The sequence below is a fragment of the Plantactinospora sp. WMMB334 genome (genome assembly GCF_049179095.1).
In the GTDB taxonomy this organism is placed as follows: domain Bacteria; phylum Actinomycetota; class Actinomycetes; order Mycobacteriales; family Micromonosporaceae; genus Plantactinospora.
Window position 1 is genome coordinate 4,584,037 of the sequence record NZ_JBMHME010000002.1, and the last position, 22,300, is coordinate 4,606,336.

General features: G+C 72.7%; 14 protein-coding genes. 6 read left to right on the forward strand and 8 right to left on the reverse strand.

Translation table 11 applies throughout. The annotated features are described in order from the left end of the window. The first annotated feature begins 38 nt into the window (after positions 1 to 38). Positions 39 to 926, forward strand: coding sequence for a glycoside hydrolase family 43 protein (locus ACN27G_RS19515; RefSeq protein ID WP_421494220.1), 888 nt, complete (start codon positions 39 to 41; stop codon positions 924 to 926). Positions 927 to 1,068: 142 nt separating this feature from the next. On the opposite strand, the gene ACN27G_RS19520 is transcribed toward ACN27G_RS19515, so the two are convergent. Continuing rightward, a complete protein-coding gene (locus ACN27G_RS19520; protein ID WP_421494221.1) occupies positions 1,069 to 3,204 on the reverse strand; it encodes a beta-galactosidase in 2,136 nt (711 codons plus the stop codon). A gap of 283 nt (positions 3,205 to 3,487) precedes the next feature. On the opposite strand from ACN27G_RS19520, the gene ACN27G_RS19525 reads away from it, so the two are divergent. Then, positions 3,488 to 5,833 (forward strand): TIM-barrel domain-containing protein, encoded by a 2,346-nt coding sequence (locus ACN27G_RS19525; protein ID WP_421494222.1) that lies wholly within the window; start codon positions 3,488 to 3,490, stop codon positions 5,831 to 5,833. A gap of 100 nt (positions 5,834 to 5,933) precedes the next feature. Here the strand turns inward: ACN27G_RS19525 and ACN27G_RS19530 are convergent, their stop codons facing one another. The 3 genes from ACN27G_RS19530 to ACN27G_RS19540 all read right to left on the reverse strand — a co-directional run bounded on the left by ACN27G_RS19530 (position 5,934) and on the right by ACN27G_RS19540 (position 9,672). Continuing rightward, entirely contained in the window at positions 5,934 to 6,869 is a 936-nt protein-coding gene (locus tag ACN27G_RS19530) for a carbohydrate ABC transporter permease (RefSeq protein WP_421494223.1), read from the reverse strand. Next, positions 6,866 to 7,906: an ABC transporter permease gene (locus ACN27G_RS19535; RefSeq protein WP_421497388.1), complete on the reverse strand. Its 1,041-nt coding sequence runs from the start codon at positions 7,904 to 7,906 to the stop codon at positions 6,866 to 6,868. The genes ACN27G_RS19530 and ACN27G_RS19535 overlap by 4 nt, the downstream gene beginning before the upstream one ends. 86 nt (positions 7,907 to 7,992) lie before the next feature. Continuing rightward, entirely contained in the window at positions 7,993 to 9,672 is a 1,680-nt protein-coding gene (locus ACN27G_RS19540; RefSeq protein WP_421494224.1) for an extracellular solute-binding protein, read from the reverse strand. A 269-nt stretch (positions 9,673 to 9,941) separates the two neighbouring features. Here ACN27G_RS19540 and ACN27G_RS19545 point away from each other — a divergent pair, with 269 nt between their 5' ends. The 4 genes from ACN27G_RS19545 (at position 9,942) to ACN27G_RS19560 (ending at position 17,906) form a co-directional block, all read left to right on the forward strand. Then, positions 9,942 to 11,402, forward strand: a complete 1,461-nt coding sequence (locus tag ACN27G_RS19545; protein WP_421494225.1) for an ROK family transcriptional regulator — start codon at positions 9,942 to 9,944, stop codon at positions 11,400 to 11,402. A gap of 351 nt (positions 11,403 to 11,753) precedes the next feature. Continuing rightward, the gene (locus tag ACN27G_RS19550) at positions 11,754 to 15,086 is read left to right on the forward strand and encodes a glycoside hydrolase family 3 C-terminal domain-containing protein (protein WP_421494226.1); all 3,333 of its coding nucleotides are present in this window, start codon (positions 11,754 to 11,756) and stop codon (positions 15,084 to 15,086) included. 74 nt (positions 15,087 to 15,160) lie between these two features. After that, positions 15,161 to 16,402 carry a LacI family DNA-binding transcriptional regulator gene (locus ACN27G_RS19555; protein ID WP_421494227.1) on the forward strand — a complete coding sequence of 414 codons (1,242 nt, stop codon included), beginning with the start codon at positions 15,161 to 15,163 and terminating at the stop codon, positions 16,400 to 16,402. Positions 16,403 to 16,451: 49 nt separating this feature from the next. Further along, the gene (locus ACN27G_RS19560; protein ID WP_421494228.1) at positions 16,452 to 17,906 is read left to right on the forward strand and encodes a pyridoxal-dependent decarboxylase; all 1,455 of its coding nucleotides are present in this window, start codon (positions 16,452 to 16,454) and stop codon (positions 17,904 to 17,906) included. A gap of 52 nt (positions 17,907 to 17,958) precedes the next feature. Here the strand turns inward: ACN27G_RS19560 and ACN27G_RS19565 are convergent, their stop codons facing one another. The 4 genes from ACN27G_RS19565 to pyk all read right to left on the reverse strand — a co-directional run bounded on the left by ACN27G_RS19565 (position 17,959) and on the right by pyk (position 21,898). Then, positions 17,959 to 18,867 carry a MerR family transcriptional regulator gene (locus tag ACN27G_RS19565; protein ID WP_421494229.1) on the reverse strand — a complete coding sequence of 303 codons (909 nt, stop codon included), beginning with the start codon at positions 18,865 to 18,867 and terminating at the stop codon, positions 17,959 to 17,961. 115 nt (positions 18,868 to 18,982) lie between these two features. Next, on the reverse strand, positions 18,983 to 19,513 hold the full coding sequence (locus ACN27G_RS19570; RefSeq protein ID WP_421494230.1) for an RrF2 family transcriptional regulator: 531 nt from the start codon (positions 19,511 to 19,513) through the stop codon (positions 18,983 to 18,985). Positions 19,514 to 19,535: 22 nt separating this feature from the next. Next, positions 19,536 to 20,450, reverse strand: coding sequence for an acyl-CoA thioesterase (locus tag ACN27G_RS19575; RefSeq protein ID WP_421494231.1), 915 nt, complete (start codon positions 20,448 to 20,450; stop codon positions 19,536 to 19,538). Beyond that, positions 20,447 to 21,898 (reverse strand): pyruvate kinase, encoded by a 1,452-nt coding sequence (gene pyk / locus ACN27G_RS19580; protein WP_421494232.1) that lies wholly within the window; start codon positions 21,896 to 21,898, stop codon positions 20,447 to 20,449. Before pyk ends, ACN27G_RS19575 begins: the two co-directional genes overlap by 4 nt. Between the last annotated feature and the right edge of the window lie 402 nt (positions 21,899 to 22,300).

Genomic DNA, 22,300 nt, shown 5'->3' on the forward strand with positions numbered 1-22,300 from the left:
GGGCGCCTCCCACCGGCGCCCCATATCAAGGAGACACCATGAAGCTCTGGAAAGCACGGACGACGACACGTCTTCGCCTGCTGGTCGCGATGGCCGGTGCTGTCGCGCTCACCCTCGGCGGCCTCGCGCTGCCGCAGCCCGCGTCCGGCGCCACCACGCTGATCTACACGACGTTCAAGGGTGACGGGGCGGCGGACCAGGAGTTGTGGGTCTATCAGTCGACCAACGGCGGCACCAGCTACAGCGTCCTCCACGACACGAACTTCCGCGGCCCGACAGGGGTGCTCCGGGACCCGAGCATCCTCAAGCGTGGCAGCACGTACTACGTCGCGTACACCTGGCAGTCCTGGACGACGAACTCGACCTACTTCGCCGTCGCGCGCAGCACCGACCTGCGGAACTGGACGAACATCGCCACCGTCCCGTCGGGCATCGCCAGCACCCGGAACGTCTGGGCGCCGGAGTTCTACGTCGAGGGCAGCACAGTTCGGGTCATCGTGAGCGTCCGGCAGACGACGAACTCGAGCGGTTTCCGGCCGTACGTCTACACGGCCCAGAACGCCGACCTCACGTCGTGGAGCGGCCCGCAGCAGATGGGTGGTCTCGGCTACAACTACATCGACACCTATGTCGTGAAGTCCGGCAACACATACCACGCCTTCACCAAGAACGAGAGCACGAAGTACATCGAGCGGTGGACCAGCAACAGCCTGACCGGCGGCTGGGCCCGGCAGGGCACCCTGTGGAGCTCCGGCTACGAGGGTCCGTCGCTCGTGCGGCTGGACAACGGCCAGTACCGGATCTACGTCGACAAGTACACAAACGGCGGTATCTGGACGGCGACGAGCGCGAACCTCAGCTCCTGGACGGGCCTGAGCTCGGTGGGCTGCTCGGGCTGCCGTCACGGCACGGCCATCCCGAGGTGAGCCGACGAGTCGCAGCCGTCCGGGCGACTCGTGGACGTCCCGCGGCGCCGGTCCGGTGACCGCGAGTGGGCGCCGCCGCTCCCGCCAGCAGTGGCGGGAGCGGCGGCCTCAGACGTCGGCGGCCGGACCGGACATCCGCCTGTCACGCGTCCGATCGCCGTCCCGGGTCCGCGTCGGCGGTCTCCCGGAGCACCGCGCAGCCGCCGGCCGGCAACCGCACCGGGTCGGCGTAGTCGCCGGTGAGCAGGTCCACACCGCAGACCGGCACCGTCTGCGCCTCGGCGCTGTGGTTCAGCAGGAAGAGCCAACTCCGCTCGGCCGTGCCCCGGCGTACCGCCTCCACCCCGGCCGGTGCCGTCGGGCAGGTCGGTGCCGCACCGGCCGCCTCCGCCACCCGGGCCAGCAGGTCGCGGTACGCGTCGACGTCGAGCCGGGTGGAGAGGTACCAGGCCACGCCGTCGCCGTGGTCGTGTCTGGTCAGGGCCGGCTCCCCGTCGAGCAGCCCGCCGGCGTAGGACACCGAGGGAGTCGCTCCGGTGAGGCGCACCGTCTCGGCCCAGAGGCGGCCGGTGGTGCCGTCGGAGAGCGGCAGCCGGGTCGCCGGGTCGAGCGGATGGAACTCCTCCACCCGCACCCCGAGCACCTCGCGCAGCGCCCCGGGATAGCCGCCGGTCCGGACCCGGGCGTGTTCGTCGGCGATCCCGCTGAAGTAGCTGACCAGCAGGTGGCCGCCGGCCGCCACGTAGTCGTGGATCCGGGCGGCGTACCGGTCCGGGAGCAGGTAGAGCGCGGGCAGCACCAGCAGGGCGTACCCGAGGAGATCGTCGTCCTCGGCGACGAAGTCGACGGTGTGGCCGGCCCGGGACAGTGCCCGGTGCGCCGCCGACACCTCGGCGAGGTAGTCGAGCTGCCCGGACGGCAGCACGGTGGACTGCAACGCCCACCGGGAGGCGGCGTCCCAGGCGATCGCGACCGGGGCGCGGACCGTCCCGGCGTCCACCTCGGCCAGCCGGTCGAGCACGCGGCCGAGCGAGACCGCCTCCCGGAACGCCCGGCTGTCCGGGCCGGCGTGCGGCACCAGCGCGGAGTGGAAGACCTCGGCGCCACCCCGGGAGGCCCGCCACTGGAAGAACATCGCGCCCCGGGAGCCCCGGGCGACGTGGGCGAGGCTGTGCCGGATCATCCGGCCCGGCTCCTTGGCGTGCATCCGGCCCGGGGTGAGGATCAGGTTCGGCGCGCTCTCCATCAGCAGCCAGGCCGGGCCGCCGGAGCCGTCCACGCCCGCCGGCTCGACCGCGCCGCCCCGCCCGCCCTGACCGGCGAGCCCGATGTCCCCGGTCGCACCGACCTGGCCGGCCCGAGCGGTACGCCGGAGCCGCTCCCCGCGCCGGGCCCAGGAGCGGGCCAGGTCGGCCGCGAGGGCGGTCTGCTCCTCCGCGCCCGGCCCCGCCTCCGCCGGATAGTGGTCGATCGCCACCAGGTCCACCTCGGCCGCCCACCGCGCGTGGTCCACCGGCACCCAGCCGCCGAGGACGTGATTGGTGGTCACCGGCACGTCCGGGGTGGCGGCCCGGAGCAGGTCCCGCTGCTCGACGTACGCCCCGAGCAGCTCGTCGGAGACGAACCGGCGGAAGTCCAGCAGGTGGCCGGGATTGCCGAGGTACCGGGTGGCCCGGGGCGGCCGGATCTGCTCCCAGTCCGAGTAGTGCTGGCTCCAGAAGCTGCCGGTCCACGCCTCGGCGAGCCGGTCGAGGTCGCCGTAACGGGCCCGCAGCCAGGCCCGGAAGGCGACGGCGACGTGCTCGCAGTGGCAGGTGGTGCCGTACTCGTTGTGCACGTGCCAGAGTGCGAGCGCCGGATGGTCGCGGTAGCGGTCGGCCAGCGCCCCGGCGATTCCCCGGGCCGCCGCCCGGTAGGCCGGGGCGCTCGCGCAGTAGGTGTCCCGGCTGCCGTGGCTGAGCCGTGTCCCGTCGGCGGTGACCGGGAGCGCGTCCGGGTGCCGGAGTGAGAACCACGGTGGCGGGGACGCGGTCGGGGTCGCCAGCGCCACCCGGATGCCGCCGTCGTAGAGCAGGTCGAGGACCCGGTCCAGCCAGTCGAAGTCGTAGCGGCCGGGCTGCGGCTCCAGCCGGGACCAGGCGAAGACCCCGACGGTGACCAGGTTGACCCGGGCCCGGCGCATCAGCTCGACGTCGGCCGGCCAGACCTCCGCCGGCCACTGCTCGGGGTTGTAGTCACCGCCGTAGCAGAGCCCGGTCAGACCCTTCGGCCAACGCACCCGACCGCCCTTCCCGGCAGAGTCCGCGCCGACGCGCACCCGCCGTTGCCCTTTGTTTGGGCTCCAGCCAAAGTAGGGCGGGTGGATTCCGCTGTCAACGGCCTCACCCCCGGGCGGGCCCGAGCGACGACCGGGGAGGCCGCCCGGCGCACATATCGACTGCGGTCACGCCGTTGACAGTTTGTTGGGTTACCAAAGAAACTAACGGAGTCCATCGCGCCAGCCGGCGACCGTCGCCGGCGGCGGCGCGCAGGATCCGCGCACCAGGAGCCGAGGAGACCGCATGCCGTACCGCCCGCCCCTGGTGCCGCACGAGACCTTCGTCGCCGACCCGCCCGACCTGCCGGTCCGGGCCCCCGGCGAGCACGGGCTCTCCGCGCTGACCCGGGCCGAGGTGCTGGGCACGGACGGCCAGGGCGTGACCCTCAAGGCCGGCACCTCGGACGGTGGCTCACTCGCGGTCCGGATCAGCGCCGCGGGCGAGGGCGTGATCCGGGTACGCCTCAGCGAGGACCCCCTGGCCCGGGGCCGCGCCAGCCGGGCACTGCCCCTCGTGCACCCGCAGCCCCACCGGGCCGAGGTGAGGATCGACGGCGACCGGGTACGCGTCGACGCCGGTGCGGTCGTCGCCGACCTGAGTCTCGACCCGTGGCACCTGCGTTTCCTCGACCCGACCGGCGCGGTGCTGGTCAGCCAGAGCCGGGGCGAGCAGGACATCAGCGGGCGGCTGCGCACCCTGCCGTTCGGCCGGTCGCTTGTCGACGGCGCGGTCGTCGCGTACCACGAGAGTTTCCTGGCCCCCGGCGACGAACGGTTCGTCGGGCTCGGCGAGAAGTTCACCCCGCTGGACAAGCGCGGCCAGCGCGCCCTGATGTGGAACTACGACGCCTTCGGCAGCGAGTCGGACCGCTCGCACAAGAACGTCCCGCTCTATCTCTCCGACCGGGGCTACGGCATCCTGGTCGACAGCGGCATGCCTGTCGAGTTCGACATGTGCCAGTCCACGCACAGCTGCGTGCAGATCCTGGTGCCGGACGACCTGATCGATTACTACGTGCTCGCCGGCCCCACCCCGGAACGGATCCTCGACCGCTACGACCGGCTGACCAGCCGGCCGGCGCTGCCGCCGAAGTGGGCGTTCGGCACCTGGATCTCCTCCGGATTCTTCCGGGACAGCCAGCAGCGGGTGCTGGAACGGGCGCGGCGGATCCGGGAGCGCGGCATCCCCTGCGACGTGCTGCACCTGGACTGCTACTGGCAGGTCGCCGGGGCCTGGTCCGACCTGCGCTGGGACGCCGAGGAGTTCCCCGACCCGGCCGGCATGCTGGCGACCCTGGCCGAGCAGGGCTTCCGGGTCAGCCTCTGGATGAACCCGTACATCATGACCGGCAGCCCGCGCTACGCCGAGGCGGCCGCGGCCGGCCACTTCCTCCGCCGCGCCGACGGCTCGGTCTACGTCGCCGACACCTGGCACGGCAGTCACCCGGCCGGCGGGATCGTCGACTTCACCAACCCGGCCGCGGTCGACTGGTTCGCCGGCCTGCTCCGGCCCCTGCTGGAGCAGGGCGTCGCCGTCTTCAAGACCGACTTCGCCGAGGGGGTGCCGGCGGACGCGGTGGCACAGAACGGGATGACCGGCGTCGAACTGCACAACGTCTACACGCTGCTCTTCAACGACGTCGTCTCGGCGGTGACCCGGGAGGTCGCCGGGCACGGCACGGTCTGGGCACGCTCGTCGTACCTGGGCGGGCAGCGGCACAGCGCACAGTGGAGCGGGGACGTCAACACGACGTACCCGGCGATGGCCAGCACGCTGCGCGGCGGGCTGAGCCACGGCCTCTCCGGGGTGCCGTTCTGGAGCCACGACACCGGCGGGTTCCACGGCACGCCGACGCCGGACCTCTACGTACGCTGGACGCAGTTCGGGGCGCTCTCCCCGCTGGTCCGGCTGCACGGCACCACGAGCCGGCTGCCCTGGGAGTTTCCGGCCGAGGCCGAGCGGCTGGCGGTGGCGGCGCTGCGGCTGCGCTATCGGCTGATGCCGTACCTCTACTCCGCCGCCGTCGCGGCGGCCCGGACCGGCGCACCGATGATGCGGGCCCTGCTTGTCGACTCCCCCGACGACCCGGCCGCCTGGACGGCGGAGCTGGAATACCGACTCGGCCCGGACCTGCTGGTGGCGCCGATGACCAATCCGGAGAACCAGCGCCACCTCTACCTGCCGGCCGGGGACTGGGTGGACTTCTGGACCGGCGAGACGCACACCGGAGGCCGGCACCTCCGGGTGCGTACGCCGCTGCACCAGGTCCCGCTCTTCGTCCGGTACGGCGCGCTGATCCCGGTCATGCCCCCCGCCGACCGGGTCGGCGACGCGCCGTTCAGCGACGTCACCGTGCTGAGCTTCGGCGCCACCGACGGCGGCACGGTGGTGCACGACGTCGACGGCGACACCACGATCCGGGCCAGCCGCACCGGCGACGAGTTCCGGGTGGAGGTCGACGGCCCGCTTCCGGTCACCGGCCTGGCCCTCGCTCCCGTCGCCGGCGCCCGACTCCCCCGACGGCTGCTCCTCGGCGACACCGCCACCGCCGCGGTGCCGCTGGACGGACTACCCGCCGTGCGTGGGTGAAGATCGGGGCGGGGTGCCCAGGTGGGGGGCGCCCCGTCCCCCTGCAAGGAAGGGCCCCCGCATATCGTTTTCTGTTGTAGCGGGGGCCCTTCCTTGCACCTCAGCCCTTGACGGCGCCGATGATGACGCCCTTGACGAAGTGGCGCTGCACGAACGGATAGACCAGGACGATCGGCGAGACGGTGACCACGACCACGGCCATCTTGATGGCCAGGGTCGGGGGCATCGAGACGCCGAGCGTGCCGGCGTTGTTCGGCGACTGGCCGGCCAGGATGAAGCTCTGCAACACCCGCTGGATCGGGAACTTCGCGTTGTCGTCGATGTAGAGCAGCGCGTTGAACCAGACGTTCCAGTACCCGACCGCGTAGAAGAGCCCGACCACGGCGATCACCGCCCGGGAGAGCGGCAGCACGATCCGGGCCAGGATCCGGAACTCGCCGGCACCGTCGATGCGCGCGCTGTCCAGCAGCTCCGCCGGGATGTTCTGGAAGAAGGCCCGGATCACCACCAGGTTGAAGACGCTGATCGCGGTGGGCAGGATCAGCGCCCAGATCTGGTTCTTCAGCCCGAGGCCGGTGACCACGAGATAGCTCGGCACCATGCCGGGATAGATCAGGAAGGTGAGCAGGAAATAGAAGAGCAGCCCCCGGTGCGCCACCGAGCCGGGCCGGGACAGCCCGTACGCGGCAAGCACGGTCAGCACCAGGCTCACCGCCGTGCCGACCACCGTGATGACGGTGCTCATCCAGAGCGCCTGGGTGACCAGCCCACCGGCGAAGATCGCCCGGTACGCCGAGAGGTCCAGCTCCCTCGGCACCACCACCAGCCCGCCGGCCTCGTTGATCGTCTCCCGGGAGGCGAGGCTGGTCACCAGCACCACCCAGAGCGGGATCAGCACGGCGAGCACCACGCCGGTCAGTACGCCGCCCCGGACGACCCGGCCGGCCGCGCTCGGCGGCTCCTCCCAGGCCGGGCGGCGGTTGCGCCCACGGGCACGCCGGGGCGGAGCCGCCCGCAGGGGATTCGTCACGGTCATGATCGCGAATACACTCCCCGCTCGCCGAGTGCGTGGGCGAACCGGTTGGCGGCCAGGATCAGTACCAGCCCGACCACCGCCTTGAAGAGCCCGGCCGCCGCACCGTAGCCGTAGTTTCCGGTGGTGATGGAGTTGTAGTAGACAAAGGTGTCCAGCACCTCGGCGGCCTGCCGCCCCACCGCGTCGCGCTGCAGCATGAACTGCTCGAAGCCGACCGAGAGCGCGTCACCGAGCCGCAGGATGAGCAGCAGGACGATCACCGGCCGCAGACCGGGCAGGGTGACGTGCCAGAGCCGCCGCCACCGGCTCGCCCCGTCCACCGCCGACGCCTCGTAGAGGTTCGGGTCGATGGTGGAGAGCGCGGCGAGGAAAACGATCGTGCCCCAGCCGACGTCCTTCCAGACCGTCTCGGCGGTGACCAGCACGATGAAGGTGTCCGGGTTGGCCATGATGTTCCATGGCTCCAGCCCGGCGTCGCGCATCTCCTGGGCGAGCAGCCCCGCTCCACCGAACATCTGCACGAAGAAGGTGACCACCAGCACCCAGCTGAAGAAGTGCGGAAGATAGACGACGGTCTGCACGAACCCCCGCAGCCTCGGCGAGAGGATGTTGTGCAGCATGATCGCCAGCACGATCGGCAGCGGGAAGTAGAAGACCAACTGGAACGCGGTGATCGTCAGGGTGTTGCGCAGCGCGTCCCAGAACGCCGGGTCACCGAGGAGCGCCTCGAAGTGGGCGGTCCCGATCCACGGGCTCTGCAGGAACGCGGCCAGCGGCGTCTCCCCGGCGTACGGGTTGTAGTCCTTGAAGGCGACGACGTTGCCGAGCGTCGGCAGGTAGTGGAAGACCAGCAGCAGCAACCCGGCGGGCGCGACCATCGCCAGCAGCGGCCAGTCGCGGCGCAGCCGGGCCCGCAGCGGCGCCCGCCCGGCCGGCCGACCCCGCCGCTCCGGCCGCCCGCGTCGGGCAGGCTCGGGGCCGCGGGCCGGAGTCCCCTCCGGTCCGCCCCGGCCGTCGTCGCCGGTCCGGGCCGGCATTTCACGGGTACGGCTGCCCACGCCGGGGGCGCCGGTCTGGTCGACCCGGTCGCCGGTACCACCCGCCCGGGCCGTCCCACGGATGGTCATCGTCCGGCGTCGGCGAGCGCCTTGGCCCGGAAGTCGCGGGCCTCGTCACCACCGCCGTTCCGCCACTCCGTGATGATCGCGTCGAGGTCGCTGATCGGCCGGCGCCCGCGCAGCAGGTCGGTGATCTTGTCGTCGGTCGGCACCAGGCTCGCCTTGTAGCGGGCCGGCATCTCCAGTTTCAGTCCCGCCCACGGGTTCTTCTCCAGGTATTTCACCATCTCGTTGGAGTAGGTGAGCGCGTCGCGGACATAGTTCGGGGTCTGCGGGTAGGGCTGCACCACCGGGCTGCGCCCGCTGATGAAGAAGTACTGGTTGACGATCTCCTTGAAGCCGAGGTCGGTCTTGACCGGGCCGGTGGCGGTGCGGTTGTGGTGCTTGCCCTCCACCCCGTACTCACGCAGGACGAACTCCTGGGTCCCGAACGGCGCGGAGCACCAGTTGATCACCCGGAGCAGTTCCTCGACCCGTTCCCTGCCCAGTCCCTTCTTGACGAAGGTGTACGAGATCGGGTTGTCGTCGCCCCAGACCAGCGGGTCACCGCCGGTGGCCGAGAAGATCGGTACGGGCTGGATGTTGAAGCCGGGTGTGATCCGCTGCTGCTCGGCCTGCATCGGCTGCCAGGCGCCGGGACCGTCCTGGAAGAAGAGGATCTTGCCGCCCGCAACGAGTTGCTTGGCGTCGGCGCCCTTGCTGGCCACCAGGTCCGGGTGCACCAGGCCGGCCTGGTAGACCTTGGCCATGAACTCGACGGACTGCCGGAACTCGGCGGTCTCGTACTTGAATTCCGGAGTACCGTCCGGCTTGAGCCGCCACCCCTCGTCGGCGCCCGGGACCTTGTGGAACATCTGCACCATGGCGAAGATGTCGTTGAACGCCCAGACCCCCCTGGCCGGGTCGGTCACCTGCTTGCCGATCTCGAAGAGCTCGTCGATCGTCTTCGGGTGGCTGAGGCCGGCCGTGTCGAGCAGGTCCTTGCGGTAGAGGAGCGCCCACGGGAAGGGGCCGTCCTTGGGGCAGGGCACCGCCATCAGCCGCTCGTTCCAGAACGAGTTCCGCCACGCCCCGGCCGGGAAGGTGGCCAGCATCGGGTACGGGTCGATCCCGGCACCCTTGAGGTGGTCGGTGAGATCCTCGAAGAGCGCGGCGGTCGCGTCGGCGAACCGGGGCAGCTTGGCGACCTCCCACCCCGGTACGCAGAGCAGGTCCGGCACGTCCCTGGCGCCGAGCATCGCGCCCAGCTTCTCGGCGTAGAGGTTGCCGTCCTGGACGCTGAAGTTGACCTCGATGCCCAGCTCCGCGTTGACCGCGGCCAGGTACTGACTCTGACCCAGCCCGGGCGGAGCCGGCCCCCACGCCGGGGTCATCGCGTTGATCCGCTGGCCGCTGCTGCCGGGCTTGTCGGTGATGGCGTCCACCAGGGTGCCGGGAAACTCCGTGTAGCCGTCCGGCACCGGGCGGGTGCCGACGATGCTCGGCCTGGGGATGCCGGGCGGCAGATCCTTCTGGTGGGGCAGCAGGCCGGCGAGCTTGTCCAGGTCCTGCGCGTCACTGGTGGACGCCACCTCGCCGCCGCAGCCGGCGAGCAGGCCGCTGCCGGCGGTCGCCGCGGCGCCGAGGCCCAGCAGGCTCAGGAAGTTCCTACGGTTCGTGGCGCTGCCCGGGCCGGATGGTTCCACGGGGCGCTCCCTTCCATGTCGGCGAACGGTCTCCCCGCGAGGCGGGCCGGGCGGGAAACTCGTTCGGTCGCGGTGTGGGTATGGGGTAGAGTTAGTTAGTCTGTTGACTAAACAAAAGTAATCGACGGTGACCGGTGCCACAAGACGCCGGAACTCCGCCGCGACGGGGCGAGCGTGGCCCGGGAGGTGGCGGTGCGGCATGATGGGCGCGTCGTCGGCAACCGGAGCACACCGGTCCGGAGACCGATACGCGGGGAGCGGGGCTGATCTTGTTCACGACGCAGACCGGGCCGCAGCCGGCCGATCTCGCCGACGTACGCGCCACCAACCTCGCCGTCGTGCTGCGTTTCGTCCGCGCCCACGCCCCCTGCTCGCGCGCTGACATCGCGGCCAGCACCGGACTGAACAAGGCGACCGTCTCCAGCCTGGTCGCCGAGCTGCTCGACCGGCGCCTGATCCGGGAGACCGGCCTGGCGGAGAACCGGATCGGCCGTCCCGCCACGATGCTGGTGATCGACGGCGCCCCGTACGCGGCGATCGGCATCGAGGTGAGCATCGATGAGCTGACCGTGGTCGCCGTCGACCTCGCCGGCACCGAACTCCTCTCGTGGCGCCGGGCGTTCGACGGATCCGCCGCCTCCCCCGGTCGGGCGGTCAGCGCGATCGCGGCGCTCGCCAACCGCGCCGTCAACCGGGTCCGCAACCAGCGACGCGAGGTGCTCGGCCTGACCGTCGCGGTCCCGGGCCTGGTCGATGCCAGCGGCACCGTCCGGCTCGCCACGACGCTCGGCTGGCGCGACCTCCCCCTCGGCGCCGACCTGCGACGCGCCCTGCGGGATCCCGCCTTCGAGGTGGTGGTGGAGAACGACGCCAACCTCGCCGCGCTGGCCGAATACCGGCACGGGCCGTACGCCGGCACCGCCAACCTGGTGCACCTGACCGGCGGCGCCGGGCTCGGCGCGGGCGTGGTGGCCGACGGCCGGCTGCTGCGCGGCGGGCGCGGGTTCGCCGGCGAGCTGGGACACGTGCCGGTCGTGCCGGACGGGCCGCTCTGCCCCTGCGGCCGGCGCGGCTGCCTGGAGGTGGTGGCCGGCGTTCCGGCGCTGATCCGGCGGGCCCTGCCGGACGCCGCCGAGGACGGCCCGGTCACCGACTTCGCACCGGAGGTCGACCGGATCCGGACGAAGGCCCGCCGGGGTGACCTGCCCACCCTCGACGCGCTCGCCGAGATCGGCCGGCACCTGGGCCACGGCGCGGCGCTGCTGGCCAACCTGGTCAACCCCGAGGTCGTGCTGCTGGGTGGATACTTCGCCACCCTGGCCCCGTGGCTGCTCCCCGCCGCCGAGGCCGAACTGCTCGCCCGCACGCTGGCACCGGAGGCCGGCGGTGCCCGGCTGCTCGCCTCGGCCCTCGGCACCGGCGCCGCCGCGGCCGGCGGCGCGGCCCGGACGCTGGAGACCGTGGACGCGGGCCGGCTACCGCTGCGCCCGCCGGGCCGGAGCACCGCCCGGGACCCCGGCCCCGCCGCGCGGGTGACCCGGAAGTCCCCCGTCCGGTCCAGCGTCTCCCCTGCGGAGCGCGACCCGGACCCGACCGGCGGCGACGCGGGAACGGGCGGCGCGGACGCGGGTACGGGCGGCGCCGATGCGGACTTGACCGGCGCCGAGCCGGCCACGTTCGGTCCGAGGGCTGCCGCCGCGAAGCCGCAGCCGGCCGACGCCACCCGCTGACCAGCGCCGACATCGTCGTTCCCGGCACCTCACCAAGGCCCGACAGTTCCACGCCGTTCAATCCGTCCGGCACAACCCCTTGACCCGTACGGCGGCTGGTGGAAACCTCGAACTGCTCCTCCGTATCCAGCGGGAAAACGCTATCCACGGTGGAGCGTTCTTTTCCCGGCCGTCGAAGCGCTTCGAGCTTCCCGGGCTGGCGGCCGGGGCACCGCTGATCCATCCCCGCCTCGCAGGATTCGAAGCGCTTCGACGATCGACCACCACCACGGTTCGCGCCGCCTCCGGTTCGCGCCACCCCGGTCGGGCACCGCCGCAGCGCCAGTCGAAGATCATGGAAGGTGATCGACCATGAGCGGCACGACGCTCCGCGATCCAGACACGACGTTCCGCGACCCCGACCAGCCGCTCGACGTACGGGTCGCCGACCTGCTCGACCGGCTCACCCTGGCCGAGAAGATCGCGCTGCTGCACCAGCACCAGGCTCCGGTGCCCCGGCTCGGGCTGCCCGCCTTCCGCACCGGCACCGAGGCGCTGCACGGGCTGGCCTGGCTCGGCCCCGCCACCGTCTTTCCGCAGGCGCTGGGGCTGGGCAGCACCTGGAACCCCGAGCTGATCCGGGCCGTCGGCGACGCCGTCGGCGACGAGGTGCGGGGCCTGCACCAGAAGGACCCGACCCGGGTCGGGCTCAACGTCTGGGCCCCGGTGGTCAACCCGCTCCGCGACCCCCGGTGGGGCCGCAACGAGGAGGGCTACGCCGAGGATCCGTGGTTGACCAGTTGGCTCGGCACCGCGTACGCCCGAGGGCTGCGCGGCGACCATCCCGACTACCTGAAGACCGCGCCGACGCTGAAGCACTTCCTCGGCTACAACAACGAGACCGACCGCTGCACCACCTCCAGCAACCTGCCGCCCCGGGTGCTGCACGAATACGAGCTGCCGGCGTTCCGGGCCCCGATCGCCACCGGCGCCGCGGTGGCGGTGATGGCCTCGTACAACCTGGTCAACGGCAGGCCGGCGCACCTGAGCCCGTTGATCCGGGCCGAGCTGCGCCGGTGGACCAGCGACGAGATCCTGGTGGTCGGCGACGCCGGAGCGGTCTCCAACATCGCCGGTGCGCAGGGTTACCGGCCCGACCATCCCAGCGGCTACGCGGCCGCGCTGCGGGCCGGCGTCGACAGCTTCACCGAGGACAACGAGGACTCCGCGCCGACCGTCGAGCGGGTGACCGAGGCGCTGCGGCGCGGGCTGCTCGACGAGTCCGACGTGGACACTGCCGTCCGGCACATCCTGAGCGTCCGGTTCCGGCTCGGCGACTTCGATCCGCCGGAGCGGAACCCGTACACGGCGGTCACCGCCGACGTGATCAACTGCCCGGCACACCAGGAACTCGCCCGGGAGGCGGCCCGGCAGTCCATCGTGCTGCTGCGCAACGTGGCCCGGCCCGGCCTCGGGACGCTGCTGCCGCTGGACCCTGCGCGGATCGGCCGGCTGGCCGTACTCGGCCCGCTCGCCGACACCCTCTACGAGGACTGGTACAGCGGCACCCTGCCGTACGCGATCACCGCCCGCGACGGGCTGGCCGCCCGGTTCGCGGCGGCGCGAGCCGACTACCACTGCGGCGCCGACCGGATCGCGCTGCGTACCGCCGACGGCTACGTCCGGGCCGGTGCCGACCCCAACGGCGCCGCGCTGCGCCTGGCCCCCCTGACCTCGGGCGGCGCGGCCGGCCCGACGGAAGACGGCGGCCGGCCCGCCGGCCCGCCCGCAACGGAGGGCGGCCGGGCCGACGGCCCGCTCCCGCCCGACAGCCCGCTCCCGCCCGACGGCCCGCTCCCGCCCGACAGCCCGCTCCCGCCCGACAGCCCGCTCCCGCCCGACAGCCCGCCTCCGCCCGACAGCCCGGCTCCGCCCCTCCGCTCCGAGCGGCCGGCGTTCGACGCCGACGGCGGCCGGCCCGACGGTCCCGTTCCGCAGGGCAGCCCGGTTCCGCCGGAGGGCTGGTTCGAGGTGTTCGACTGGGGCCGGGACGTGGTGGCGCTGCGCAGCGTCGCCAACGGCCGGCATGTCGGCGCCGACGAGGCGGAGGGCCTGCTGGTCAACGACCGGCCGGGCCCGGGAGGCTGGGTGGTCCGGGAGACGTTCCGGCTGGTAGAGCGGCCCACCGGCGACCGGGTGATGCACCACCCCGCCAGCGACCGGTACGTCCGGGTAGGTCCCGACGGGCTGCTCCGGGCCGACGCGACCGACCCCGCCGACGGCACCGGCTTCACCGTCGAACCCGTCCGCGACGGTGCCGCCGAGGCAGCCGCGCTGGCCCGGGACGCCGACGTCGCGGTGGTGGTGCTCGGCAACCATCCGATGGTCTGCGGGCGGGAGACCGAGGACCGGACCGACCTGGCGCTGCCGGCCGCACAGGAGGCACTGCTCCGCGCCGTGTACGCGGCCAACCCGCACACCGTGCTGGTGGTCAGCAGCAGCTACCCGTACGCGCTGACCTGGGCCGACGAGCACGTGCCCGCGATCCTGTGGTCGGCGCACGGTGGCCAGGAGTACGGCGCCGCGCTGGCGGACGTCGTCGCCGGGGACGCCGACCCGGCCGGCCGGCTGACCCAGACCTGGTACCGCGACGCGGCCGAGCTGCCCGACCTGTTCGACTACGACGTGATAGCCACCGACACGACGTACCTCTACCATCGGGGCACCCCGCTCTACCCGTTCGGCCACGGGCTGAGCTACGCCGAGTTCACCTACTCTGACCTGCGACTCAGCGCATACGACATGGACGCCGCCGGAGAGATCGAGGTCAGCGTGCGGGTGACGAACGTCGGTTCACGGCAGGGTGACGAGGTGGTGCAGCTCTACACCCGGCAGCGGCGTTCCCGGGTGAAGCAGCCGCTGCGGCAGCTCCGCGGCTTCGCCCGGGTGAGCCTCGCCCCGGGCGACCGGACCACCGTGCGGCTGCGGCTGCGCGCCGCCGAATTCGCGCACTGGGACGTGGCCAGCGGCCGGTACGTGGTGGAGGACGCCCGGCACACCGTCGCGGTCGGCCGGTCGAGCGCAGATCTCGTACTCACCGCCACCCTGGCGGTACACGGTGAACCGGTCCGCCCCCGGGAGCCGCTCGCCGGCCCGCTCCGCGCGGTCGACCACGACGAGTACTCCGGCACCGAGCCGCTGCCGGAGGGGCCGGACGGTGCCGCCGTGGTCGCGCGGGAGGCCGGTGGCTGGATCCGGTTCTCCCGGGTCGACGTCGCCGGGATACGGGGCGTGGCCGCCCGGGCGGGCGGCAGCCGGCCGCTGCCGGAGGGTGCCCGACTCGTGCTCCGGCTGGACGATCCGGTACGGGGGCCGATCGCCGGCACGATCGCCGTCCCGCCGATCGGCGATGGCGACGGCCCGACCGGCGGCCGGGACCGGCGGCCCAGCCGCGAGGTGGCCGGCGACTGGCACGGCGAGGTGAGCGGGGTACGGGATCTGTATCTGCTCTTCGACATCGCCGGAGCCACGGTGAGCTCGCTGACCTTCCGAGCCGCGCCGGACGCCGACCCCACCGGAGGGGACGCCGACCCCACCGGAGGGGACGCCGACCCCACCGGAGTGGACGGCGACGCCGCTGGAGCGGGCGGCGACGGGCCCGGAGTGGACGGCGACGCGAGCGCGTCGGGAGACGGAGGCGCCTAGTGTCCGAATCGTCGCGTCCCACCTCGCGACCCTCGCCCTGGCCGGTGCCCGGCGGACCGGCGAAACGGGCGGACATGGTGACCATCGCCGACGTGGCGCGGCACGCCGGAGTCGCGGTCAGCACCGTCTCGTACGTCCTCAGCGGCAAGCGCGCCATCTCGGCCTCCACCCGGGAACGGGTGCTGGCCAGCGTACGCAGCCTCGGCTACCACCCGAATGCCGGTGCCCGGGCGCTGGCCAGCAAGCGGGCGAACGTCATCGCCCTGGTGCTGCCGCTGCGCTCCGGCATGCACCTGCCGGTGCTTATGCAGTTCGCCACCGCCGTGGTGACCACGGCCCGACAGTTCGACCACGACGTGCTGCTGATGACCGCGGACGAGGGCCCGGACGGGCTGCGCCGGATCGCCGCCAGCGCGATGGTCGACGGCATCGTCCTGATGGACGTCGAGATGCACGACGACCGGGTGCCGCTGCTGCGCAACCTGGAACGCCCCAGCGTGCTTATCGGTTTTCCGGCCGATCCGGCCGGACTGACCTGTGTGGACCTGGACTTCCACCGGGCCGGCGAGGCGTGTGTCGAGCACCTGGCCGGGCTCGGCCACCGCCGCGTCGCCCTGCTCGGCGCGCCTGCGGTGGTCTACGACCGGGACACCGGCTTCGCCCACCGCACCCGGGCCGGTTTCGCCGAGACGGCGCGGCGGCGCGGGATCGCGGCGACCGCCCAACCCTGCGAGGAGAGTTTCGACGCGGTCGTCCGGGAGCTGACCGGGCTGCTGGCCCGGCACCCGGACCTGACCGCGCTGGTGGTGCACAACGAGGCGGCGGTCGGGCAGGTGCTCGCCGCGCTGCCGGCGCTCGGCCGGCGGGTTCCCGACGAGATGTCGGTGGTGGCGATCTGCCCGGACGAGGTCGCCGAGCGGGCCAACCCGCCGCTCACCTCGGTGCTGATTCCGGCCGAGGAGGTGGGGCGGCAGGCGGTGGCGCTGCTGATGCGCAAGCTGGCTGACCAGTCCGTCCCGGAGGGCACCCTGCTGCCACCCCGGCTGACGATCCGGGCCAGCACCGCACCCCCGCCGGCCCGCACCGCACCCCCGCCCGTCAGCACCCCACCCCCGCCCCTCAGCACCCCACCCCCGCCCCTCAGCACCCCATCCCCGCCGATCGGCACCGAAACCCCACCGGCCGACACCCAAACCCCACCGGTCAGCGCCGAATCCCCACCGGCCGGCACCGAGACCCCACCGGCCGGAGCCTCGGCCGCAACGGCCGGTGCCGCCTCCGGCCCGGCGGCACGCGCCGGGCCACAACCTTCTTGACCGGCACCGCTTCTTGATCGACACCTGCGGGCCTGGTCCACTCGTCGTCATGGCCAACCACATAACCCCGGACGAGTTCCGGCGACACGGGCACGCGGTCGTCGACTGGATCGCCGACTACTGGTCCGGGCTGGACAGCTTGCCGGTCACCTCCGCCGACCCGCCCGGCACGGTCGCGGCGCAGCTGCCGGCCCGGCCGCCCGAGCGGGGTGAGCCGCTCGACCGGCTCCTCGCCGACCTGGACACCGTGATCACGCCCGGCCTCACCCACTGGCAGCACCCCCGGTTCTTCGGCTACTTCCCGGCGAACACCTCCGGACCGAGCGTGCTCGGCGATCTGGTCAGCGCCGGCCTCGGGGTGCAGGGCATGCTCTGGTCGACCGGACCAGCCTGCACCGAGGTCGAGACGGTGGTGCTGGACTGGCTGGCCGAACTGCTCGACCTGCCGGCCCGGTTCCGCTCCACCGGCAGCGGCGGCGGGGTCATCCAGGACTCCGCCTCCTCGGCCATCCTGATCGCCGTACTGGCCGCGCTGCACCGGGCCGGCGGCGGGCGCTGGCGGGAGCACGGGGTGGATCGGCCGTACCGGGTCTACACCTCCGGTCAGGGCCACTCGGCGATCGAGAAGGCGGTCCGGATCGCCGGCCTCGGCGACGCGGGGCTGCGTACGGTGGCGGTCGATCCACAGACCCTGGCGCTGGACCCGGCGGCGCTGCGTACCGCGATCGAGGCGGACCGGGCCGCCGGGCTGGTTCCGGCGGCGGTGGTGGCGACGATCGGCACCACCTCGACCACCGCGGTCGACCCGGTGCCCGCGATCGGCGAGCTGTGCCGGGAGTACGGGCTCTGGCTGCACGTCGACGCCGCGTACGCCGGAGCCGCCGCGATCTGCCCCGAACTGCGGCACACCCACGCCGGGCTGGAACACGCCGACTCGTACTGCTTCGACCCGCACAAGTGGCTGCTCACCGGCTTCGACTGCGACGCGTTCTGGGTCGCGGACCGGGCCGAACTGATCACGGCCCTGACCGTGCTGCCGGAGTACCTGCGCAACGCGGCGACCGAGTCGGGTGCCGTGCTCGACTACCGCGACTGGCAGGTGCCGCTGGGGCGGCGGTTCCGGGCCCTGAAACTGTGGTTCGTGCTTCGCTGGTACGGGGCGGAGGGGCTGCGCGCGCACATCCGGGACACGATCGCGCTGGCGGACGGGTTCGCCGCCCGGGTCGAGGCCGACCGGCGGTTCGAGCTGGTCGGGGCACACCCGTTCACGCTGGTCTGCTTCCGGCTCCGCTCCGCAGGCGACACGGCGGACGCGGACGCAGACGCGGTGAACGCCGAACTGCTGGCCCGGGTCAACGCGACCGGCCGGGCGTACCTGACACACACCCGGGTGGGCGGTCGCTACACGCTGCGGCTGGCGGTCGGCTCGCCGTACACCGGCCGGGAGCACGTGACGCAGACCTGGCAGTTGCTCGCCGACACCGCCACCGAGCTGAAGCGTTAGGAAGGGCCCCCGCTACAACAGAAAACGATAAGCGGGGGCCCTTCCTTACAGCTCAGGCGCGCAGGGCGGCGAGGAACCACTCGAACGTCGGCGCCTGGGGCGGGAACGGTGGCCGGTCGTTGAGCACCCCGAGCAGCTGCCAGTACCGCTCCACCCGGGGGTCGGTGAAGGTCTCCACCTGGTCGGCGAGCCGGGCCCGCTCGTCGGCCGGCATCTCCGGGTCGACGATCCGGTCCAGGATCGCCCGGCCCTCGGCGGAGTCGGGCGCGATCCCGTCCGCCACCGCCGCGCCCGCCTGCGCGAGCACGACCTGCGGGTCGTACGGTGGCGGCCCGGCCCGGCCCGCCGACTGCGCACCGGCCGCCGCCATCTGCCGGACCCGCTGCCCGAAGTCGGGGTCGGAGACGAGCTCGGCGAGTGCGAGCCAGGCGTCCACCTGCTCCGGGCTCGGATCGTCGGGCAGCTTCGCCGGCATCTGCCGCATCGCCTCGGCGATCCTCGCACCGGGCTCGTACGGGTCGATTCCGGCGAAGGTGCGCTCCACGAAGTCGTCGATCATCCGCTGCCGCTCCTCTGCGGAGAGCCGGGCCAGCTTGTTCATCACTCTCATCTCCTCGGTCGTGCTGTTCCGTCGCGCGACCGACCGCAGCACGGCCCGGCGTAGCTGGAGCGTGCGGATCTCCGTGTCCAGGGCGTCCGCGTGCGCCCGGGCGACATCGGCCAGGGTGCTCTGCCGGCTCAGGATCCGCTGCACGGTCTCGAGGTCGAGCCCGAGTTCGCGCAGCGTGCGGACCAGGTCCAGCCGGGCCACCGCCCCGGTGTCGTACAACCGGTAGCCACCCGCGGACCGTCCGGTCGGCGGAATGACGTCGATGTCCGACCAGAACCGGATGGTCCGCACCGGCAGGCCGGTACGTCGGGCGAGCTGTCCGATGGTGAACAGCTCGGTGCGGTCGTTCACGGAACGAGCATCAACCTTCCAGCCGCTGGAGACTCAAGCCCATTATTTCGCCGGCGTCGACCCCGTGCGCGCCGGCCCGGCGCGGACGACGGCGTGCCGGACCGGCGGGCCGGTGTCAGATCCAGGCGGCGGGGTTGGCAACCAGGTCCTGGACCCGGTCCGGCAGCTTGCCGTTCGCCACGTCGGCGAAGGTGACCAGTTCGAGGATCTCCCGCTCGCTGGCCCGCAGGGCGATCCAGACCTCCTGGAGTGCCCGCGCCGCGCCGGAGTAGCCGATCTCCTCCGGGCGCTGACCCCGGATGTTGGCCAGCGGGCCGTCGATCACCCGGATCACCTCGGCAAGCGAGATCTCCGCCGCCGGGCGGGCCAGCCAGTAGCCGCCCTCGGGGCCACGCTGGGCGTGCACGATGCCGCTCCGGCGCAGTTGCAGCAGGATGCTCTCCAGGAACTTCGGCGGGATGTGCTGGGCCCGGGCGATCTGCTCGGCCGTCAGCGGTGTCGGACGCCGCCCGGCCGGACCGGCCCCGGTGGGGTGGGTGCGGCCACCGGCCGACGGACCCGGCTGCGGGCCGCCGCCCTGCTCCGCCCGTGCGGCTATCTCGGCAACGGCCCGCAGCGCGTAGTCGACGCGGGCGGAGAGTCGCATGTCGTACAGGTTACCGCCACGGTCAGGCACCGATCCGGCGGAGCAGCCCTTCCTGCACGGCGCTGGCGATCTGCCGGCCGTCGACGGTGAACATCCGGCCGGTGGCGAGGCCGCGCCCGCCGGAGGCGGACGGGCTCCAGCAGTCGTAGAGGAACCAGTCGTCGGCCCGGAACGGGCGGTGGAACCAGAGCGCGTGGTCGAGGCTGGCTCCCACCACCCCGCCCGGTCCCCACACCTCGCCGTGCACCGAGAGCACCGAGTCGAGCAGGGTCAGGTCGGAGGCGAAGGTGAGCGCGCAGGCGTGCAGCAGCGGGTCGTCCGGCAGCTTGCCGTCGATGCGCATCCAGACCCGCTGGTGCGGGTCGGCGGGCCGGTCGCCGGGGCGGACCCAGCCGGGTTCGCCGACGTACCGGACGTCGATCGGGCGCGGGATCATCGCCCAGATGCCCAGCCGCTCCGGATAGCGGGCCAGCCGGTCGGTCATGGTCGGCAGCGTCTCCGGCAGCGGCACGTTCACCGGTGCCGGCGCCTGGTGGTCGAGCCCCTCCTCCTGGCGGTGGAAGGAGGCCGACATGAAGAAGATCGGCTTGTCGTGCTGGAGCGCCACCGAGCGGCGTACCGAGAACGAGCGGCCGTCCCGGACGTTCTCCACCTGGTATTCGATCGGCTCGGCCGGGTCGCCGGGCCGGACGAAGTAGCCGTGCAGGGAGTGCACGAACCGGGACGGGTCGACCGTCCGGCCGGCGGCGACCAGGGCCTGACCGGCGACCTGGCCACCGTAGACCCGTTGCGGGCCGACCGGCGGGCTCACCCCCCGGAAGGTCATCTCGTCGAGCTGGCGCAGGTCGAGCACGTCCAACAGCTGGTCGACCGCCGCCTGCCCGACGATCGCCTCGCTCGACGCGCCGGGCTGCTCGTCGGGCTCTCCGGAACTCACTGTGCGGTCCGGGCCACCGCCGTCGGGTCGACAAGCGAGCCGAGCTGGTGCACCCGCAGGGTGTTGGTGGAGCCGGGGGTGCCGGATGGGGTGCCGGCCACGATCACCACGTAGTCGCCCGGGTTGGCGTGGCTGAGCCCGATCAGCGCCTGGTCGACCTGCCGGAACATGTCATCGGTGTGCTGCACGAACGGCATCAGGAAGGTCTGCACACCCCAGGAGAGGGCGAGCTGGTCGCGGACCTCGGGCACCGGGGTGAAGGCGAGCAGCGGCAGGTCGCAGTGCAGCCGGGAGAGCCGCCGCACGGTGTCGCCGGTCTGCGAGAACGCCACGAGCGCCTTCGCGCCGATCGCCTTGGCGATCTGGGAGGCGGCGACGGTCAGCGCGCCGCCGTGGGTACGCGGGTCGTGCTGGAGCCGGGGCACGGCGATCGACCCGGCCTCGGTGGTCGTGACGATCTTGGCCATGGTGCTGACGGTGAGCACCGGATACTTGCCGACGCTGGTCTCACCGGAGAGCATCACCGCGTCCGCGCCGTCGAGCACCGCGTTGGCGACGTCGGAGGCCTCGGCGCGGGTCGGCCGGGAGTTCTCGATCATCGAGTCGAGCATCTGGGTGGCGACGATGACCGGTTTGGCGTTCTCCCGGCAGAGCTGCACGGCCCGCTTCTGCACCAGCGGCACCTGGTCGAGCGGCAGCTCGACGCCGAGGTCGCCGCGGGCCACCATGATCCCGTCGAAGGCGTTGACGATCTCCTCCAGGTGGGTCACCGCCTCCGGCTTCTCCACCTTCGCCGTCACCGGCCGGTGCACTCCGACCTCGTGCATGATGTGGTGCGCCAGCTTGATGTCCTCGGGCGAACGGACGAACGACATCGCCACCATGTCGACACCGAGCCCGAGCGCGAAGCGCAGGTCCTCGGTGTCCTTGTCCGACATCGCCGGGACGCTGACCGCGACGTTCGGCAGGGACACGCCCTTGTTGTTGGAGACCGCACCGCCCTCGGTGACCAGCACCCGGATGTCGTTGCCCCGCACCTCGCTGACCTCGACCGCGACCCGGCCGTCGTCGATCAGCAGCCGGTCACCCGGCCGCACCTCGTACGGCAGCTTGTCGTAGGTGCAGGAGACCCGCTCGCGGGTGCCGAGGATGGCGTCACCGGTGATCACCACCGAGTCGCCGGTGCGCCACTCGTGCGGCCCGTCGGCGAACCGGCCGAGCCGGATCTTCGGCCCCTGCAGGTCGGCGAGGACCGCGACGGCGCGACCGGTCGTCCGGGCGGCCTCCCGGACCAGGTGGTAGACCTGCTCGTGGTCGGCATGGCTGCCGTGGCTGAAGTTGAGCCGGGCTACGTCCATGCCCGCCTCGACGAGCCCGCGGATGCGCTCCGGTGAGGAGGTCGCGGGTCCAAGCGTGCAGACGATCTTCGCGCGGCGTGTCACGGCCATCAGGCTAGTCTCTCTCTCGGATCGGCCCGCCGGACCCTCGGGACACCGAACAGTTGGCCAACGTCACGCGGCTGGATGGTGACCGGCGGGTCGTCACACCGGGACGTTGCGGGCGGGCGTCAGCGACCGCGCGGCGCCGAGCCTACTCCCGCCGCGCCAGCCACGTTCCCCCGGCCGGGATGGTCCGGGGTCGGTCCGGGGTCGGTGCGTGGGCGGCCTGCGGCACCCGAGCAGAAGTCTACGCCGCCGGTGGTCAGTTCACCTCGACGTGATCTTGCTGTTATCGCCACGATATCGGCCGGGTCGACAGTCAGGGCTCGATGTCATTGATCAACAACTGACCGATCGACAAACTGGCCGATCAACAACTGACCGATCGACAAACTGGCCGATCGACAACTG

What these genes read in the sequence shown, in the direction of transcription:
- ACN27G_RS19530 (WP_421494223.1), bottom strand. Translation starts at nt 6,869, where the DNA reads ATGACCGTGACGAATCCCCTGCGGGCGGCTCCGCCCCGGCGTGCCCGT.
- pyk (WP_421494232.1), bottom strand. Translation starts at nt 21,898, where the DNA reads ATGGCCGTGACACGCCGCGCGAAGATCGTCTGCACGCTTGGACCCGCG.
- ACN27G_RS19550 (WP_421494226.1), top strand. Translation starts at nt 11,754, where the DNA reads ATGAGCGGCACGACGCTCCGCGATCCAGACACGACGTTCCGCGACCCC.
- ACN27G_RS19555 (WP_421494227.1), top strand. Translation starts at nt 15,161, where the DNA reads ATGGTGACCATCGCCGACGTGGCGCGGCACGCCGGAGTCGCGGTCAGC.
- ACN27G_RS19525 (WP_421494222.1), top strand. Translation starts at nt 3,488, where the DNA reads ATGCCGTACCGCCCGCCCCTGGTGCCGCACGAGACCTTCGTCGCCGAC.
- ACN27G_RS19535 (WP_421497388.1), bottom strand. Translation starts at nt 7,906, where the DNA reads ATGCCGGCCCGGACCGGCGACGACGGCCGGGGCGGACCGGAGGGGACT.
- ACN27G_RS19515 (WP_421494220.1), top strand. Translation starts at nt 39, where the DNA reads ATGAAGCTCTGGAAAGCACGGACGACGACACGTCTTCGCCTGCTGGTC.
- ACN27G_RS19570 (WP_421494230.1), bottom strand. Translation starts at nt 19,513, where the DNA reads ATGCGACTCTCCGCCCGCGTCGACTACGCGCTGCGGGCCGTTGCCGAG.
- ACN27G_RS19560 (WP_421494228.1), top strand. Translation starts at nt 16,452, where the DNA reads ATGGCCAACCACATAACCCCGGACGAGTTCCGGCGACACGGGCACGCG.